The following is a 15,425-nucleotide window of genomic DNA, read 5'->3' as shown; positions in this document are numbered from 1 at the left end:
AAACCGCTTCACACTTTTCCGGATCATGCCCTAGATCGCAAATACCCAGGCGGCAACGATGGTGCCGATGGTGACCAGACCCGCGATGGTCCAGCCGGCGGCATATTCCAGCTCAGGATGTCCGGTCGCCCGCATGATCTCTGCAGGATCGGCGGTATGCTTGTGTGCCATGACAGCCTCGCACGTTTCTTCCCGCGTCATATGTAAGTCGCATCAGCCGCCATTAGGTTCCATCACGGAAATGCGAGGAATGACGCAGCTTGGCTTGTTCGCCGCCCCTGACGAAGGCCCGACCGGTCTTCGCTACACGGACAATTTTATCGAAGCCGCCGTCGAGCAGCGCTTGATCGGCCGCATCGCAGCATTGCCGCTCGAGCGCTTCCAGTTCGGGGCGTTCGAGGGCAACCGCCGGGTGGCGTCGTTCGGCTATCGCTATGACTACACGCTGCAGCGGCTCACCGAGGCGGAGCCGATCCCGGACTGGCTGTTGCCCATCGCGCGTCAGGCCGAGGCCTGGGGGCGCCAGCGTCCGGCAGGTGCTTTGCACCGAGTATGAGGCCGGCGTCGGCATCGGCTGGCACCGCGACAAGCCGCACTTCGACAAGATCCTCGGCCTGTCGCTCGGCTCGGCCTGCAAATTCCGCTTCCGCCGCCGCAGCGGCGACAAATGGCAGCGCCACACGCTCGAGGCCCAGCCGCGCTCGCTGTACATGATGGAGGGCGAGGCGCGCTCGCAATGGGAGCACAGTATCCCGCCGGTCGAGGCGCGGCGTTACTCCATCACGTTCCGGACGATGAAGCGGGCCTAACGCGGCCGCCCAGACAAAAAATGCGAAAACAACCCCATGCAAAGTAGAACGCCCGTTCTGCCCGAGGCGCGGCCACGCCGCACAAGGGTCTGACACATCGGTGCAAAACCGCCGCCTTGCGCAATCACCGCACGGCTTGCGCCTTGCCTTCCGAATCCGGTTGCATGCTAGATTGGCAGCACGCATTCCGCGGCAGGAGGCAAGCATGGCCGACAACAAGGCAAAGCGCGGCGGGGCCGATCGAGCGCTGATTGCGCTCACCGAAAAATATGAAGTCGCCTACTGGTCGAAGAAGTTCAAGGTGACCCCGGCCAAGCTGAAATACGCCGTCAAGAAGGTCGGCCGTTCCGCCAAGAAGGTCGAGGCGTATATCAAGCTCCAGAAGCACCGCGCCTCCGACAAGAGCCGGATCGCGCTGAGCGAGGCCTATGAGGTCCGTTACTGGTCGAAGAGATTCAAGATCACCCCGGCCAAGCTGAAGGCTGCCGTCGCCGCGGCCGGCCATTCCTCCAGGAAGGTCGAGGCCTATCTCGCCGCCCGGAAGGCGGCAAAGAAGAAATCGGCCAGGAAGACGACAAAGAAGACGACGAAAAAGGCAGCCAAGCGCAAGAGCGCCGCTTGAGACCTCGGAAGCCATGGACGCGGGGGCCCGCAACCTGTCCTCACGTGGGCCACGTCGTCGCCAGTGGCGCTGGCGGCCGGCGCCAACTCTCGCACGCGACGGCGGTGGGGCTTTCCGGGTGATCGCTTTGCTGTCGCCAAACCAAAGGTGCCGTGAAATCGCCTCAAGGCGGACGAATAAGGCGAATTGAAAAGACAGGCCAAACCGGCGAACCAATATGGGGGGCGCAAAGGCCGGCACCAAATGAAGAATTATCTCGCTTTTTTCCTGCTTCTGACCATTACGACAGCCTCTGCGCATGGCCCGTTGCCGGCGCGGCTGGCGGCGCCCTCCGACCTCATCCTGACAGGCCTGACCGATTCCGACACCACCGCCGGCGGCACCGCGCGGCTGTGCGAGCAGGTCACCTTCTCGCGGGGCCTGCGCTACGGCGAAAACGAGGCCAATGTGCTCGACGTCGCCGCCAGCACCACCAAGGCGGATACGCCGCGGCCCGTGCTGCTGTTCGTGACCGGCGACAGTTTCACCGGCGACCGCGCCGCCCCTGAGTTGTCGCGCCAGATTCAGGACCAGGCCATGTGCTTTGCCGCCCGCAACGACATGATCGGAGTGCGCGTCAATTATCGCCTGGCGCCCGCAGCGACCTGGCCGATGGGAGCGACCGACGTGGCGGCCGCGCTGTCCTGGGTTCACGGCAATATCGACCTGTTCAACGGCGACGCCCGCGAGATCGTCGCGGTCGGCTACGGCGCCGGCGCGTTCCATGTCGCGACCCTGCTGGCGCATCCCGAGCTCCAGGCCGACCGTGCCGATGTCGCGGCCGTCGTGCTGGTGTCCGGCATCTACCGCGCCGGCAAGGACGCCAGTGACAGCGAGAAGGCCTATCTCGGCGGCGACGCCAGCCAGTACAACGCGCGCTCGGTATTCCCCGGCATCCTCAATGTCGATGTGCCGATCGTGCTGGCCTGGGCCGCGGACGATTCGCCTGGCCTCGTGACGCAGGGCGAGACCTTGAAGAAGACGCTCTGCGGCGCCGGCCACTGTCCACGCAGTGCGCTGCTGCGCAGCCGCGACGGCATCGCCTCCGCCTTCGGATTGGATGGCTCCGGCGACAGCCTCGCCGAGCCGACCCTGCTGCTGGTGCATCAGCTCGAGGCGCGGGGGCTGCCGTAACGCGTGTCAGCACGCCTGCCATTTCCTGCGGGCCTGCGCTGTATTGAAGCGGGCTGCCAAGTCACACGATTGCCAAACGCCTGATCTAGATCAACTCGCCTTGGTGCGGACTGAGCCGAACCTCGTTGGGGGCCAACGACAAGGTGTCGAGCATGCGCGTCACCGGCAGACTGCTGTTCGTTTTGATCGCCGCACTCGCGTCGCTTGGCGCGATGTCCGAGCAACGCGCGGACCAACCCACAAGCGACAAGGAAATCCGCATCGGCAATGTCATGCCGTATTCGGGAGCGCTCTCTGAATTCGGCGCGATCGGTCAGGCGGAGGCCGCCTATTTCGACATGGTCAACGCGCGCGGCGGCATCAACGGCCGCAAGATCCGCTTCATCACGCGCGACGACAATTCCGATCCCACGACCGCGCTGGAGCTGACGCGCAATCTGGTCGAGAAGGACGACGTGCACCTGATGTTCGGATCGTTCGGCACGCCCGGCAATCTCGCCACGCGCTGGTATCTGAACGAGAAGAAGGTGCCGCAGCTTTTCGTCGCCTCCGGCGACGAGGAGCTGAGCCAGGCCAGGGCTTTCCCCTGGACCATGGGCTGGCAGCCGTCGATCCGGTCGGAGGGGCGCATCTACGCCAACTACATTCAGGCCTATTATCCCAGGAGGAAGATCGTCGTGCTCTGGCAGAACGACCAGTTCGGACGCATGCTCTACAAGGGGATCCAGGACGGACTTGGCGATTTGAACCGCCATGTCCTCGTCGACATCGCCTTTGACATCGGCGACGAGCATCTCGACGGGCACGTCTCGATCCTCAAGCGCGCGGGTGCCGATATCTTCGTCTTTCTCGGCGTGCCGTCGACGGCATCCAAGGTGATCAGGCTCGCGGCTTCGCTCAACTGGCGCCCGGTCTTCATCGTCAACGATACCTCCGCCTCGATCGCCAATGCGATGGCGCCCGCGGGCTTGGAGAATTCGTCCGGCGTGATCTCGGCGGCCTTTTTGAAGGACCCGAGTGATCCCGCATGGAAAGACGACCCTGCCATGAAGGACTGGTTCGCCTTCATGGACAAATATCATCACGTCGAGAGCACCAACAGCAGCGCCGCGCTCTATGGCTACGCCGCGGCCGAGGCGCTGACGCAGGTATTGAAGCAATGCGGCGACGACCTCTCACGCGAGAACATCATGCATCAGGCGGCTTCGCTGAAGGGTTATCAGCCCTCGGTCGCGCTGCCCAACATCAGGATGAACACCTCGCCGACCAGTTATCTGCCGATCAAGCAGATGCGGCTGGTCCAGTTCGACGGCCGCTCGTGGCAGCCCTTTGGGGAGGTGATCGAGACGGCGTTTACGGAAGGCGCGGCGCGGTGAGGCGCACGTAGACCTTTTGGTGGGCCTCCTTCCTCTCTCGTTGCGGGAAGCGCACGCTTACCCTCCCCTGGAGGGGGGAGGGTCGGCTCATGTCGAGCGAAGCGAGACATGAGACGGGGTGGGGTGACGGTCTCTCCTCATCGAACGCTGCCCTTGAGGAGAAATCACCCCACCCCGCTCGCGCTACGCGCGATCGACCCTCCCCCTCCAGGGGAGGGCAAGAGAGCCTGCCCCACGGAAGCTCTCTCAGAACAGCAGCCCTCACGTGGGCTTGAGCGAGGCCAGCGCGCTTTCCAGCAGCGCGCGCACGCGGGCCGCATCGCCGGATTTCACCACCGCGGGATCGAGATAAAGCTCCAGGCCCGGTGCGCGCTCGGTGATGACACCGCTTCGCTCGGCCACCGCGTCGCTCAGCGCGTCGACGGAATAGGGAATGATTTCGCGGCTGATGCCCTTCATGGTGATCGCGGGCAGCGCGTGGGCGCGGACGATGTCGCTGACCAGCGCGAAGGTCTCGTAGCTCAGCACGATGCCGCCGGGCTCGGCGATCGATTGCAGGCGGGCGGCGAGGTTCGCTTCCGCACCGATGATGGTGTAATCCATGCGGTCGCTGCTGCCGAAATTTCCGACATTGCAATAGCCGGAATTGATGCCCATGCGCGAGCGGAACGGCTGCTCGATGCCGGACGCCCGCCATTTCGCGTTGAGCTCGGCAAGACGCTGCTGCATGCGCCAGGCCATCTGGAGACAGGCCTGGGCATCAGTGCGGTCGCCCTTGGTCTCGGGGTCGCCGAAGAAGATCAGCATGGCATCGCCGATGAACTTGTCGATGGTGCCGCCATATTCGTGCGCGATCGCCGACATCTCGGTGAAATATTCGTTGAGGAGCTGGGTCAATTGCTCCGGCTGCAGCCGCTCGGCGGTGGCCGTAAAGTTCTGGATGTCGGAGAAGAAAATGGTGAGCTTCTTGCGCTCGGTGTGGATGGTGACGTCCTTCTGGCCGGAGAAGATGCTCTTGTAGACTTGGGGCGGGATGTAGCGCGAGATCTTCATCGACAGCGAGGCGAGGAAGTCGTTGGCGGATTCGAGCTCCTTGTTCATGCCCTTGATGCGGCTCGCCTGGCGGCGCTGGAGCGAGAGGAACGACAGACCGCTGCCGGCCGCGATCAGGAAATAAGCCAGCAGGAACTTGAACGAGAAGATGTTGGCGGCGATCGGCTGCGCGATGATCACCTCCTGGATGCCCCTGATGTCGCCGACCTTCCAGTCCTTCTTCGGGCTCTCGGGGTGGCTGTTGTGACAGCTCACGCAAGCCGGGCCCATCGTGACGGGGGCGACCAGCCGGACCTTGTCGTTGAACAGCGATGTTTCGGTCTCGACAATTTTCTGCTCGGGATCCCTGCGCAGCGCATCGAGCGCGTCCTTTTCGAACTTGTCGAGCTGGTGCGGAGCGCGGTTCTGGAACGGGAAGTCCGACACGAAGCGATAGGTGATGTTCTCCTGCTGCGCCCCGATCACCCGCCCGAGCTCGAGCGACAGCGTCGCGGGAATCGGGATCGCGCCGGGGACGGATTCGTAATTATGCACGACCTTCGTGGTACCGTTTGGGTTGGCCAGCACGCGCCCGACCACGTTGGAGGCGTAATAGCTGCGCACGCTCGTGATCACCGAATTGAGATCGACTGCCTGCCGGCGTAGCGCCGACTTGCTCAGCTCGGTCAGGTCCAGCCACACCGCAAGCGGCAAAGCGAGCAGGAGGAATGCGATCACGGCGCCGGTGAGCAGGCCGCTCTTGCGCTGTTCTTCGGAGATCTCTTGTTTCACTCGGTGGCTCCGTTGTGAGCGATTTTGCCGCGGTGATCCGGCGCCCGCGATGGAACATGCGGCGGCACAGAGCCCAGAAAAGGAAGGCTGGCGCAACCCCATTTTATGGTGGTCGCAGAACGCGTCTTTTCGTTTCATCACAGTTGTTTAAGATCGACATCGACCTGCATCCGCCCCGCCTGGAGAGACTCATGACCTCGACCATTCGCATCAAACGCTTCCATGCGCGGCCCGTGATCGTGCCGATGAACCTGCCGCTGCAGACCTCGACCGGCGCTGTTGCCAAGGCCCCGCTGGTGCTGATCGACTGCGAGACCGACCAGGGCGCGGTCGGGCACGCCTATCTGTTCTCGATCACGCCGTCGGCATTGAAGCCGCTGACGGCGATGGTCACGGAAATGTCAGACCTGCTTGCCGGCGACGAGCTGCTGCCGTTCGAGATCGAGCGCAAGCTGACCCAGCGCTTCACCCTGCTTGGCCTCGCCGGCCTGCAGCGGCTGGCGCAATCCGGCATCGACATGGCGGCGTGGGATGCGCTTGCCCGCAGCAGAGGCCTGCCGCTGGCACGGCTGCTCGGCGGCGCGCCGAAGCCGGTCAAGGCGTACAATTCGAAGGGGCTCGGCATCATGCCGGCGCGCGCCGCGGTCGAGGAGGCGCACAAGTTGCTGGCCGAGGGGTTTCAGGCCGCCAAGATCCGCGTCGGCCGGCCCGATGCGCGGGAGGATCTCGCCGTCGTCCGCGCGGTGAGAAAGGCCGTCGGCGACGAGGTGACGCTGATGTGCGACTACAACCAGGCACTGACGGTGACCGAGGCCATCCAACGCGGCGAGATGCTCGACGACGAGGGGCTGAGCTGGATCGAGGAGCCGATCCGCCACGACGATTATGCCGGCTGCGCCCGCATTGCCGACGCGCTGCATACGCCCGTCCAGATCGGCGAGAATTTTGACAGCGCCTTTTCGATGCAGACGGCGCTTTCGGCTGAGGCCTGTGACTACGTGATGCCCGACGTGCAGCGCATCGGTGGCGTGACCGGCTGGCTGCGCGCGGCCGCACTCGCGCATGCCGCCGGCATCGAAATGTCGACCCACCTGTTCTCGGAAGTCAGCGCGCATCTGCTCTGCGTGACGCCGACCGCGCATTGGCTGGAATATGTCGACTGGGCCGACGCGGTGCTTTCGACGCGGCTGAAGATCAAGGACGGCTTCGCGCTGCCGAGCGAGGAGCCCGGCAACGGGATTGCGTGGGACGAGGCGGCGGTTGCCAAATATCTCGTGAGATAGGTGCCCGCTATGACCGGACAGCGGCAACCATGTTCAGCTCGACCGGCGCCCCTCGCGGCAACTCGGCGACGCCGACCGACGTACGCGTATGACGACCGCGCTCGCCGAGGCGTTCGATCAGCCGGTCGGAGGCACCGTTCATGACTTGCGACTGCTGGGTAAATCCAGGCGCTGAAGCGACGTATCCAACGAGCTGCAGGACCTGGACGATCCGGTCCTCTCCGCCTGTGGCGTGATTGATGGCGGAAATGCAGAGATCAGCGCAAAGGGCAGCAGCGTCTTGTGCGGCCGCGATATCGACGCCTGCTCCGACCTTGCCCACATAAAGCAGGTCTTCGCCGCGACGCGGCAGCTGGCCACTGACATAAGCGAGTCCACCATGGATGATCACCGGCAAGTAGTTGCCGCCGGGCTTATTCACGCTGCTCATCTCAATAGCCTGCCTTCTCTTCACATCCGGCGAAGCGACGCATTTCGCCGCACGCGATAGCTCGATCGCACCAGCTCGTTGCCGTGGCGAATGAACGGACAATGGCAGGCGGCGAATGATGGATCAAGCCTGCGAAGCTGATCAGGCCTGGCGTGACAAGACCTGGCCTCCCACGCATTGCACGGAGGCGGCGCGCGCGATAACGATCCGCCATGACCATTTGGCGCCCTCATCCCCACATCCGCGTCGTCGCGATCGGCCTGCACTGGCGGGACGGGCGCCTGCTGGCGGCCGAAATTCGCGACGATGCCGGGCGGATCAAGGGCGTTCGGCCGCTCGGCGGCGAGATCGGGTTCGGCGAAAGCTGGCGCGCGGCGCTGATGCGCGAGTTCAACGAGGAGCTCGGCATCGACGTCACCATCACAAGCGAGCCGTTGGTGCTGGAGAACATTTTTGTGCACGAGGGATCGACCGGGCACGAGGTAATGTTCGTCGCGGAGGTCGCGTTTCCGGAGGACGCCTTCGCCGGGCAGGATCGCATCGACTTCCTCGAGGACAATGGAGAGCCGATCGTCGCACGCTGGTTCGACCTTGCCGACCTCGACGTGGATGCCGGACCGAGCCTTTATCCGGCCGGGGTGAAGGATGTGCTGCTGCGAGCAAAAGACGGCGGAACGTGACAGGCGCTCCCCTCACCGGCCCTCGCCACCGTCGCGCCTGTAGCGGAAGTCGCAATGGGACGCGCCTTGCATGATCGTCTGCGTCCGCGTGAGCTTGATGTCGGGACCAAAGCCTTCCGCGGTCGCAAAGTCGGCCGTGCAGATCAGGAGGAAGCCGAGCTCCGGTTCGCCGAGCGCCTTGTAGAAGTCGGCATAGGCGCAGCGCTTGACGTCGAAGGCAAAGGCATCATGCGACTGCTCGATGACGTCATAAGCCAGCGCGTCGTCGCGAGAGTAGGTCTTGAAGGCAGACGATACGGCCTTGCCCAGATCGGCTTCGCTCTCGCCCTGGCTCTTGGCCTTCCAGAAATCCGCGCCGAAGCCGCGATAGAGATCGCCGAGCGCCTTGCGCACCAGCGTGTTGGCGCGCACCTCGCCGAGCTCGGCCTGGAGCGCCTTGACCAGCGGCACCAGCACCTGGGCCTGGATTTTTGCTTGCTCGATGACGGATATGCTCATGGGCGGGCTCGCGTCGGAAGGCCACATCGTAGCCAGGATGGAGCGTAAGCATAATCTCCGCGGCGAGGATTGGCTAACTCTCGGCCGGGTAGGCCAGGCGGCCGTCAGCCATGCCCCTCGCCGCCGGATTCATTTCGGCCGGTTTGACCTGCCCCGGTCCGAGAATATGGAACACCGTCTCGCCGGCGGCGAGCAGATAATCCGTGATGATCCGACGGTGACATCGCCACCACAATGTCTCCGCGCACATGATGGCGCAGCGCTCCATCTGCCCGACGGCGCGCAGATGTGCGAGCCCTTCGTGAAAGGCCGCGCCCATCGCGTGGTCGGCGTAATTGTGAAAGCTGCCGTTCTGCCAGAAGGCATTGGCCTCACGCGGCAACTCGCGCTTGCGGCTGCGCAGGCCGCCGAGCGAGGCAATGTGCTCGTAGCCGATCGAAGCAGCCGCGAGCGATTGCGGCAGGGTCTCGCGATTGTACTGCGGGTTGGTACGGGAGCGGGGCACGGTCCGAACGTCAGCCACGAAGGTGACCGCGCTGTCCTGCAACAATTCGACAAACTCCTCGATCGAACGTGTGGCGTGGCCGATGGTGAAGAACGGATGAGCCATGGTGACACCTCGACCGCTCGGCTCGCCGGCCGTCAGCTTTTCAACGATCGCAATGCGCGGCCCTTGTGCAGGGCGACGTGATCGGTCTTGTCGCTCCTGATCTCGTACTGCGGGTCGTCGGGCGTAGCGTGATGGACGTAGCCCTTGTAATCGACGTCGGCGGTGTGCACGCGCAGGATATGGCCGCGCACCCGGCCGGCCTCGGAATTCCAGCTGACGTGGTCGCCGACGGCAAACCTTTTTCCGGGGTTCTTGGACATGGCGGATCAATGCGCGGCAGCACCGGCCTGTTCCAGGGGGCAGCCCGCGACCGCGCGAGGATCTACCAAGCCGTGGGCAACGAAGACGTGATGCAGCGGCGACCTCGGATCGCGCGATCCTGAAAGGTCGGCGAGGCGATTGATGATATTACGACTATCATTCAAAACGAGAGGTGACCATGCCCCCTTCCGAGATGTCTCGCCGCTCCATCAGGTCACGGCCATTTGCGCGATGCCGTCGTCGTGCTGCGGCAGCGACCGCAGCGCTGCTCCTCGCCGCAACGTTCTGGTCAGCAGGAGGCGCGCAAGCTGCCGCAAATGACGCCGAGGCACGAGCCATCTTCGAAAAATTCATCGCCGCGCAGAATGCGCATGATGCGGACGATGTGAAGGTGATGCTCTGGAATTCGCCCGGCACGCTGTTGTTTGCGAGAGGCATCGAGACGAGAGGCCGCGATGCGGTCGCCACCCGATTCAAGGCGTATTACGAGGGCACCTGGCACCTCGAGCCCGACATGTCGAAATTCCACGTTGCGGTGATCTCGAACGAGGTGATGCAGATCCTCGTTCCCATCGTTTTCACACGCGGCCTTCCGGGCAAGCCGTCGCAACAAAATACGTTTCTGATTAGCCAGACCTACGTCCAGGATGCGACCGGCTGGCACGTCGCCTCCATCCTGCCGGTGGCGAACACGGAACTGAAGTGACGGCGTAGCCCCGGATCGGCGTGGCCGGGACGTTTCCATCAAAGGGGGAGCAAGACGTCCCAGTCCGTCTCCGCTCTTCGAGCTACGCCGGACACGCTTCGCATGGAGATCGTGGCTTGCCGAGCCGAAGCTCGCGGCGGCAGCCCGCCTGCGCCCTTTGGGCTTCGGCGCGGCATCCTTCTCTCGCTATCGCGAGCGAAGGATGGTGGGCACGACAGGGATCGAACCTGTGACCCCTACCATGTCAAGGTAGTGCTCTCCCGCTGAGCTACGTGCCCTAATAGTCCACTTACGTCGGGTGGGGTCCCTATAACGGACGAGGGGACCCTGCGCAAGGACGGAACGGGGCCGATTTAGGCCGCCAGCATCTTGTTCACTTCGCTGACCAATTCGCGCAGATGCACGGGCTTGGACAGCACCTTGGCGTTCTTGGGGGCGTCCGAATCCGAGTTCAGGGCGACCGCGGCGAAGCCGGTGATGAACATGATCTTGATGTCGGGGTCGAGTTCCGAGGCCCGGCGGGCGAGCTCGATGCCGTCCATCTCCGGCATCACGATGTCGGTGAGCAGCATCTCGAACGGCTCTTCCCGCAACCGCTGATAGGCGGCCATGCCGTTGTCATGGGACGAGACCTGAAAACCGGCGTTTTCCAGCGCCTTGACCAGGAAACGGCGCATGTCGTTGTCGTCTTCGGCGAGCAGGATTTTTGGCATGGCAGGAAACGTCGAATCCCCAGAGGATATCAGCAGAGCTTACTAAGCCGGACAGAGGGTAAATTTGGGGTGAAAATCTTAACCCCAAGCCGGCTGCGCTGCCGGCTCCTTGTGAACCGGAATGCCGCTCGAATCAATCGAGCCGCCGGCGCATCCCCGCTTCCCTGCCCACACGGTTAAGACATGTTCCAGCGCCAATCACATCTTTTCGCTTGGCAGAATGGTTGCGATTCCGGACAATGACGACACATAAGAGCCGCATCGATCGGCCGAATCAATTCGATCCGAGGCCCGGATCCTGCCGCTAAGGGACGAAGCCTGAGAAGATGACCCGGTTTGACGGCGAGGTGTCGCCAGCCTTCGAGATCGTTGAGCCCGCGCAATGGCGCGCGCCTGTCATCTTCAACTCGCCCCATTCCGGCTCGACCTATCCGGACGAATTCCTCGCGGCGTCCAGGATCGACCTGCCGACGCTGCGGCGGTCCGAAGATTCCTTCATGGACGAGCTGATCGGCCACTTGAGCGAGCGCGGCTTTCCGACCGTGCGGGTCAACTTTCCCCGCTCCTATGTCGACGTCAATCGCGAGCCCTATGAGCTCGATCCCCGCATGTTCAGCGGACGGCTGCCGAGCTTTGCCAATACCCGCTCGATGCGGGTCGCCGGGGGCCTCGGCACCATTCCGCGCGTGGTCGGCGACGGCCAGGAGATCTACCGCGACCGCATCCTGGTCGACGATGCGCTGGGGCGGATCGAGACGCTGTACAAGCCCTACCACCGCGCGCTGCGCCGGCTGATCAACAAGGTGCACCAGATGTTCGGCACCGTGGTTCTGGTCGACTGCCATTCGATGCCTTCGGTCGGCGTCAGCAGGGACGAGCCGCGCCGGCCCGACGTCGTGATCGGCGACCGCTACGGCACGAGCTGCACCCCGCTTCTGCCCGACCGGGTCGAGGAGACCATGACCGGGCTGGGCTATTCGATCGGCCGCAACAAGCCCTATGCCGGCGGCTTCATCACCGAGCATTACGGCAATCCCGCGAGCGGCCTGCATGCGGTGCAGCTCGAGCTCAACCGCGCGATCTATATGGACGAGCGGCGGCGCGAGCGGAGTGCACGCTTTGCGCAGGTGGCGTCCGACTTCGGCGTTCTCGCCGACGTGCTGGCGACCACGATTCCGTTCGGTGATCTCGGCCCATTCCAGGCCGCGGCGGAATAGGCACCCGCTTTTCTTCGTCAGATCGTATTGTCTGTGATTGGCGCGAGCGCGCCTTCGCCTCGCTTTCGCTGCGCGCTTTGAAACGAAAACAGAGGCGCAAAGAAAAAAGGGCCGCTCGCGAATGACGCAAGCGGCCCAAGTCTAGGGAGGAAACGCCCAAGGAGGGCAGCGGTAACGCCAAGCGCTACCGCACCGCAACAATATGCGACCGCGACGCACAAAGTGCAAGGGCTTTTGAGCCGTTTCCCATGCAATACGCACATGGCTCAATTGCTTCTATGGAAACCCAGATTCAGTTTCTTTGATAAGGAAATTCAATGGGTTGATAGTCATTTGCATACGAACAAGGCATATTCGGAACTAAGTTTTCAACTCTGTGATCGATATTTGGCCAGCAGATGACTTGGATGGGGCAGCGGGCTTCGGCATCCAAAATACCAGGGTGCAAGATCAAGACAGCGCTGCACGCGAGAGGCGAATTGAGCTAGGCAGGAGGGGAGCTCCATTCAACTTTCGCTTTGAGGATTTGGCCTGTGACGGTGATCGACTTTTCCGCCTTCATCGGACGGCTCGCCACCGCCTCCGGCGAAACCATCCTGCCGTTCTTCCGCACCTCGCTGTCGATCGACGACAAGAGCAAGACCAAGGATTTCGACCCCGTCACGGAGGCCGATCGCGCCGCGGAGGCGGTGATGCGGCGGCTGATCAAGGCCAACTTCCCTCAGCACGGCATCGTCGGCGAGGAATTCGGCAACGAGCGCGAGGAGGCCGACTATGTCTGGGTGCTCGACCCCATCGACGGCACCAAATCCTTCATCGGCGGCTTTCCGATCTGGGGGACGCTGATCGCGCTGCTGCACAAGGGCGCGCCGGTCTACGGCATGATGCACCAGCCCTTCATCGGCGAGCGCTTCTCCGGCGACAACGGTTCGGCCAACTACAAGGGCCCGTCCGGCGAGCGCCGGCTCCAGGTTCGCCGCTGCGCCTCGCTTTCGGAAGCCACGACCTACACCACCAGCCCGCTCCTGATGAACGACCGCGACCGCGCCATTTTCAGCCGCATCGAGAAGGGTGCGCGCCTGTCGCGCTATGGCGGCGACTGCTACTCCTACTGCATGCTGGCGGCCGGCCACGTCGATCTCGTGGTCGAGACCGAGCTGAAGCCTTACGACATCGCCGCGCTGATCCCGATCGTGACCGGCGCCGGCGGCGTCGTCACCACCTGGGAAGGCAAACCGGCCCAGGGCGGCGGCCGCATCGTCGCGGCCGGGGATGCCAGGGTTCACGAAGAAGCACTGAAGCTGCTCAACCAATAACAAACGCGAGCGGAGGCTTGCATGACCATCTCACGCAGGCTTCTTCTTGGATTGTTGCTGCTGCTGCCATCAGTGGCGTCCGCGCAGAATTTTCCGGCGAAGCCGATCAAGCTGATCGTGCCGTTCCCGGCCGGCGGTCCCAACGACATCATCGCCCGCGTGATCGGTCAGCGCATGTCGGAGCTGTCAGGGCAGCCGGTGCTGATCGACAATCACGGCGGCCAGGGCGGCGTGCTCGGCACCGATGCGGTCTCCAAGGCCGCCCCCGACGGCTACACCATCGCGATCTCCTCAGCCGGCGCGCTCGCGATCAGCCCGAGCATGGAGAAAGTCGCCTACGACACCTTGAGCGACCTCACGCCGGTGACGCTGGTTGCGACCGTGCCTGAAATGCTCGTGGTCGCCACCAATGTGGAGGCGAAAAACATTGGCGAGCTGATTGCGCTCGCCAAGGCGCAGCCCGGCAAGCTCAACTTCGCCTCCTCCGGCCCCGGCAGCCTGCCGCATCTGGCCGGTGAACTTTTCAAGCTGACGGCCAGGATCGACATCGTTCACGTGCCCTATCGCGGCGCCGCTCCCGCGGTGAACGATCTCTTGGGCCAGCAGGTGCAGATGACGTTCCTGGATCTTCCGGTGCTGCTGCCGCAGGTCAAGGCCGGCGCGCTGCGCCCCATTGCGGTCGGCTCGGCCGCGCGGGCGCCGACCGCGCCCGATGTGCCGACCACCGCGGAAGCAGGTTTTGCCGGCCTCCACATCGAGAACTGGTACGGCATGGTTGCGCCGAAGGGCACATCGAAGGAGATCGTCGCGGCGCTGCATGCTCTCGCCACCAAGGCAATGGCGGATCCGGCGGTGAAGGAGAAGCTTGGCCAGCAGGGTGCGACGCTGGTCGGCGACGAGCCGGAACATTTTCGCCAGTTCATCGCGGACGAGACCGCGAAATGGGCCAAGGTGATCAAGGACGCGGGCGTGGAGACGGCGAAGTAGCTCTTTCTTACCCTCCCCCTCACACCGCCGCCGCCCGTAAATGCTCCACCAGCATCTTGGCCGGCCGCGGCAGCGCCTTGAAGCTGCGCGCGCAGATCACGAGGCGACGGTTGGCGAAGGCATCGCGCAGGCGGACGATGGCGAGCGGCATCAGCTTGGCGCAGCGGCGGGCGGCGGATTCGGGCACGAGGGCAACGCCGACATCGGCGGCGACCATCTGGCAGATCGCGTCGAAATCGCGCAGGCGCGCGCGGAAATGCGGGCGCATGCCGAGCCGCGCCGCGTGCTTCGAAATATGCATCTGGAGCGCGGTGGCGCTGGTCAGGCCGACGAAGTCGCACGCCCCCGCCTCCTGGAAGTCGATCTGACGGCGGCCGGCGAACGGGCCGCGGCGCGAGGTCACCAGTGTCAGGCGATCCTCGCTGAAGACGAAGCGCTCGATATGATCGGGCAGCGCGTGCTCGGCGGCAAAGCCGAGATCGGCGGCACCCGCCGTGATCGCCGCCGCGATGTCGGTGCTCTCGCGTTCCTCGATGTCGATGGCGACGTCGCGGTGCTCGCGCAGGAAGCCGGCGAGCGCCTTCGGCAGATGCTCGGACAGGCCGGAGGTGTTGGCGAGGAAATGCACGCTGGCGCGCACGCCGCTGGCAAAGCCGGCGAGATCGCCGCGCATGGCGTCGATCTGGTGGATGACCAGCCGCGCATGGTCGAGCAGGCTTTCGCCGGCCGCGGTCAGCTCGACGCCACGCCGCCCGCGCTTGAGCAGCGCGACGCCGAGCGCGTCCTCGAGCCCCTTGATGCGCGCGCTGGCCGAAGCCAGCGCCAGATGCGACCGCTCCGCGCCGCGGGTGATGCTGCGCTGGTCGGCGACCGCAATGAAGAGCTGGAGGTCGACGAGGTCGAAACGCATGGCAGGTCTC

At 64.0% G+C, this 15,425-nt stretch carries 17 protein-coding genes, 1 tRNA gene and 1 pseudogene; 10 read left to right on the top strand and 9 right to left on the bottom strand.

Annotation, left to right across the window (positions count from 1 at the left end; genetic code table 11):
* Positions 1-30: 30 nt before the first annotated feature.
* Positions 31-171, bottom strand: coding sequence for a hypothetical protein (locus tag RAD10_RS28950; protein WP_018321489.1), 141 nt, complete (start codon positions 169-171; stop codon positions 31-33).
* A 79-nt stretch (positions 172-250) separates the two neighbouring features.
* Here RAD10_RS28950 and RAD10_RS28945 point away from each other — a divergent pair.
* The 4 genes and pseudogenes from RAD10_RS28945 (at position 251) to RAD10_RS28930 (ending at position 3,980) form a co-directional block, all read left to right on the top strand.
* A pseudogene (locus tag RAD10_RS28945) lies at positions 251-809 on the top strand (alpha-ketoglutarate-dependent dioxygenase AlkB).
* Between the two features lie 205 nt (positions 810-1,014).
* Positions 1,015-1,431 (top strand): DUF3606 domain-containing protein, encoded by a 417-nt coding sequence (locus tag RAD10_RS28940; protein WP_461620170.1) that lies wholly within the window; start codon positions 1,015-1,017, stop codon positions 1,429-1,431.
* Positions 1,432-1,674: 243 nt separating this feature from the next.
* Positions 1,675-2,604: an alpha/beta hydrolase gene (locus RAD10_RS28935; RefSeq protein WP_461620169.1), complete on the top strand. Its 930-nt coding sequence runs from the start codon at positions 1,675-1,677 to the stop codon at positions 2,602-2,604.
* Between the two features lie 152 nt (positions 2,605-2,756).
* Positions 2,757-3,980 carry an ABC transporter substrate-binding protein gene (locus RAD10_RS28930; protein ID WP_461620168.1) on the top strand — a complete coding sequence of 408 codons (1,224 nt, stop codon included), beginning with the start codon at positions 2,757-2,759 and terminating at the stop codon, positions 3,978-3,980.
* A gap of 261 nt (positions 3,981-4,241) precedes the next feature.
* Here the strand turns inward: RAD10_RS28930 and RAD10_RS28925 are convergent, their stop codons facing one another.
* Complete coding sequence (locus tag RAD10_RS28925) at positions 4,242-5,804, bottom strand: adenylate/guanylate cyclase domain-containing protein (protein WP_461620167.1); 1,563 nt, start codon at positions 5,802-5,804, stop codon at positions 4,242-4,244.
* A gap of 191 nt (positions 5,805-5,995) precedes the next feature.
* Between RAD10_RS28925 and RAD10_RS28920 the strand changes: the two genes are divergently transcribed.
* The gene (locus RAD10_RS28920; RefSeq protein ID WP_461620166.1) at positions 5,996-7,087 is read left to right on the top strand and encodes an enolase C-terminal domain-like protein; all 1,092 of its coding nucleotides are present in this window, start codon (positions 5,996-5,998) and stop codon (positions 7,085-7,087) included.
* Positions 7,088-7,094: 7 nt separating this feature from the next.
* Here the strand turns inward: RAD10_RS28920 and RAD10_RS28915 are convergent, their stop codons facing one another.
* The gene (locus RAD10_RS28915; RefSeq protein ID WP_461620165.1) at positions 7,095-7,517 is read right to left on the bottom strand and encodes a RidA family protein; all 423 of its coding nucleotides are present in this window, start codon (positions 7,515-7,517) and stop codon (positions 7,095-7,097) included.
* Between the two features lie 212 nt (positions 7,518-7,729).
* Here RAD10_RS28915 and RAD10_RS28910 point away from each other — a divergent pair, with 212 nt between their 5' ends.
* Positions 7,730-8,197, top strand: a complete 468-nt coding sequence (locus RAD10_RS28910; protein ID WP_461620164.1) for an NUDIX hydrolase — start codon at positions 7,730-7,732, stop codon at positions 8,195-8,197.
* 12 nt (positions 8,198-8,209) lie between these two features.
* Here the strand turns inward: RAD10_RS28910 and RAD10_RS28905 are convergent, their stop codons facing one another.
* From RAD10_RS28905 to RAD10_RS28895, 3 genes are all read right to left on the bottom strand, one after another.
* Entirely contained in the window at positions 8,210-8,695 is a 486-nt protein-coding gene (locus RAD10_RS28905; protein WP_461620163.1) for an L-2-amino-thiazoline-4-carboxylic acid hydrolase, read from the bottom strand.
* A gap of 73 nt (positions 8,696-8,768) precedes the next feature.
* Positions 8,769-9,305, bottom strand: coding sequence for a DUF488 domain-containing protein (locus RAD10_RS28900; protein ID WP_461620162.1), 537 nt, complete (start codon positions 9,303-9,305; stop codon positions 8,769-8,771).
* A gap of 32 nt (positions 9,306-9,337) precedes the next feature.
* Positions 9,338-9,565, bottom strand: coding sequence for a hypervirulence associated TUDOR domain-containing protein (locus RAD10_RS28895; RefSeq protein WP_038972867.1), 228 nt, complete (start codon positions 9,563-9,565; stop codon positions 9,338-9,340).
* Between the two features lie 179 nt (positions 9,566-9,744).
* Between RAD10_RS28895 and RAD10_RS28890 the strand changes: the two genes are divergently transcribed.
* Positions 9,745-10,272, top strand: coding sequence for a DUF4440 domain-containing protein (locus RAD10_RS28890; RefSeq protein ID WP_461620161.1), 528 nt, complete (start codon positions 9,745-9,747; stop codon positions 10,270-10,272).
* Positions 10,273-10,475: 203 nt separating this feature from the next.
* Here the strand turns inward: RAD10_RS28890 and RAD10_RS28885 are convergent.
* Positions 10,476-10,550: transfer RNA gene (locus RAD10_RS28885), tRNA-Val, on the bottom strand.
* Positions 10,551-10,625: 75 nt separating this feature from the next.
* On the bottom strand, positions 10,626-10,985 hold the full coding sequence (cpdR, locus tag RAD10_RS28880; protein ID WP_007597092.1) for a cell cycle two-component system response regulator CpdR: 360 nt from the start codon (positions 10,983-10,985) through the stop codon (positions 10,626-10,628).
* 326 nt (positions 10,986-11,311) lie between these two features.
* On the opposite strand from cpdR, the gene RAD10_RS28875 reads away from it, so the two are divergent.
* The 3 genes from RAD10_RS28875 (at position 11,312) to RAD10_RS28865 (ending at position 14,505) form a co-directional block, all read left to right on the top strand.
* Entirely contained in the window at positions 11,312-12,202 is an 891-nt protein-coding gene (locus RAD10_RS28875; protein WP_018316156.1) for an N-formylglutamate amidohydrolase, read from the top strand.
* 533 nt (positions 12,203-12,735) lie between these two features.
* Positions 12,736-13,518, top strand: coding sequence for a histidinol-phosphatase (gene hisN, locus RAD10_RS28870; protein ID WP_461620160.1), 783 nt, complete (start codon positions 12,736-12,738; stop codon positions 13,516-13,518).
* A gap of 21 nt (positions 13,519-13,539) precedes the next feature.
* Positions 13,540-14,505, top strand: a complete 966-nt coding sequence (locus RAD10_RS28865) for a Bug family tripartite tricarboxylate transporter substrate binding protein (protein WP_461620159.1) — start codon at positions 13,540-13,542, stop codon at positions 14,503-14,505.
* 19 nt (positions 14,506-14,524) lie between these two features.
* Here the strand turns inward: RAD10_RS28865 and RAD10_RS28860 are convergent, their stop codons facing one another.
* A complete protein-coding gene (locus RAD10_RS28860; RefSeq protein WP_104464861.1) occupies positions 14,525-15,415 on the bottom strand; it encodes a LysR substrate-binding domain-containing protein in 891 nt (296 codons plus the stop codon).
* Positions 15,416-15,425 lie beyond the last annotated feature (10 nt).

The organism is Bradyrhizobium sp. 23AC (assembly GCF_054863025.1).
The sequence above is the reverse complement of the archived record's forward strand: the minus strand, read 5'-3'. Positions and strand labels throughout refer to the sequence as shown.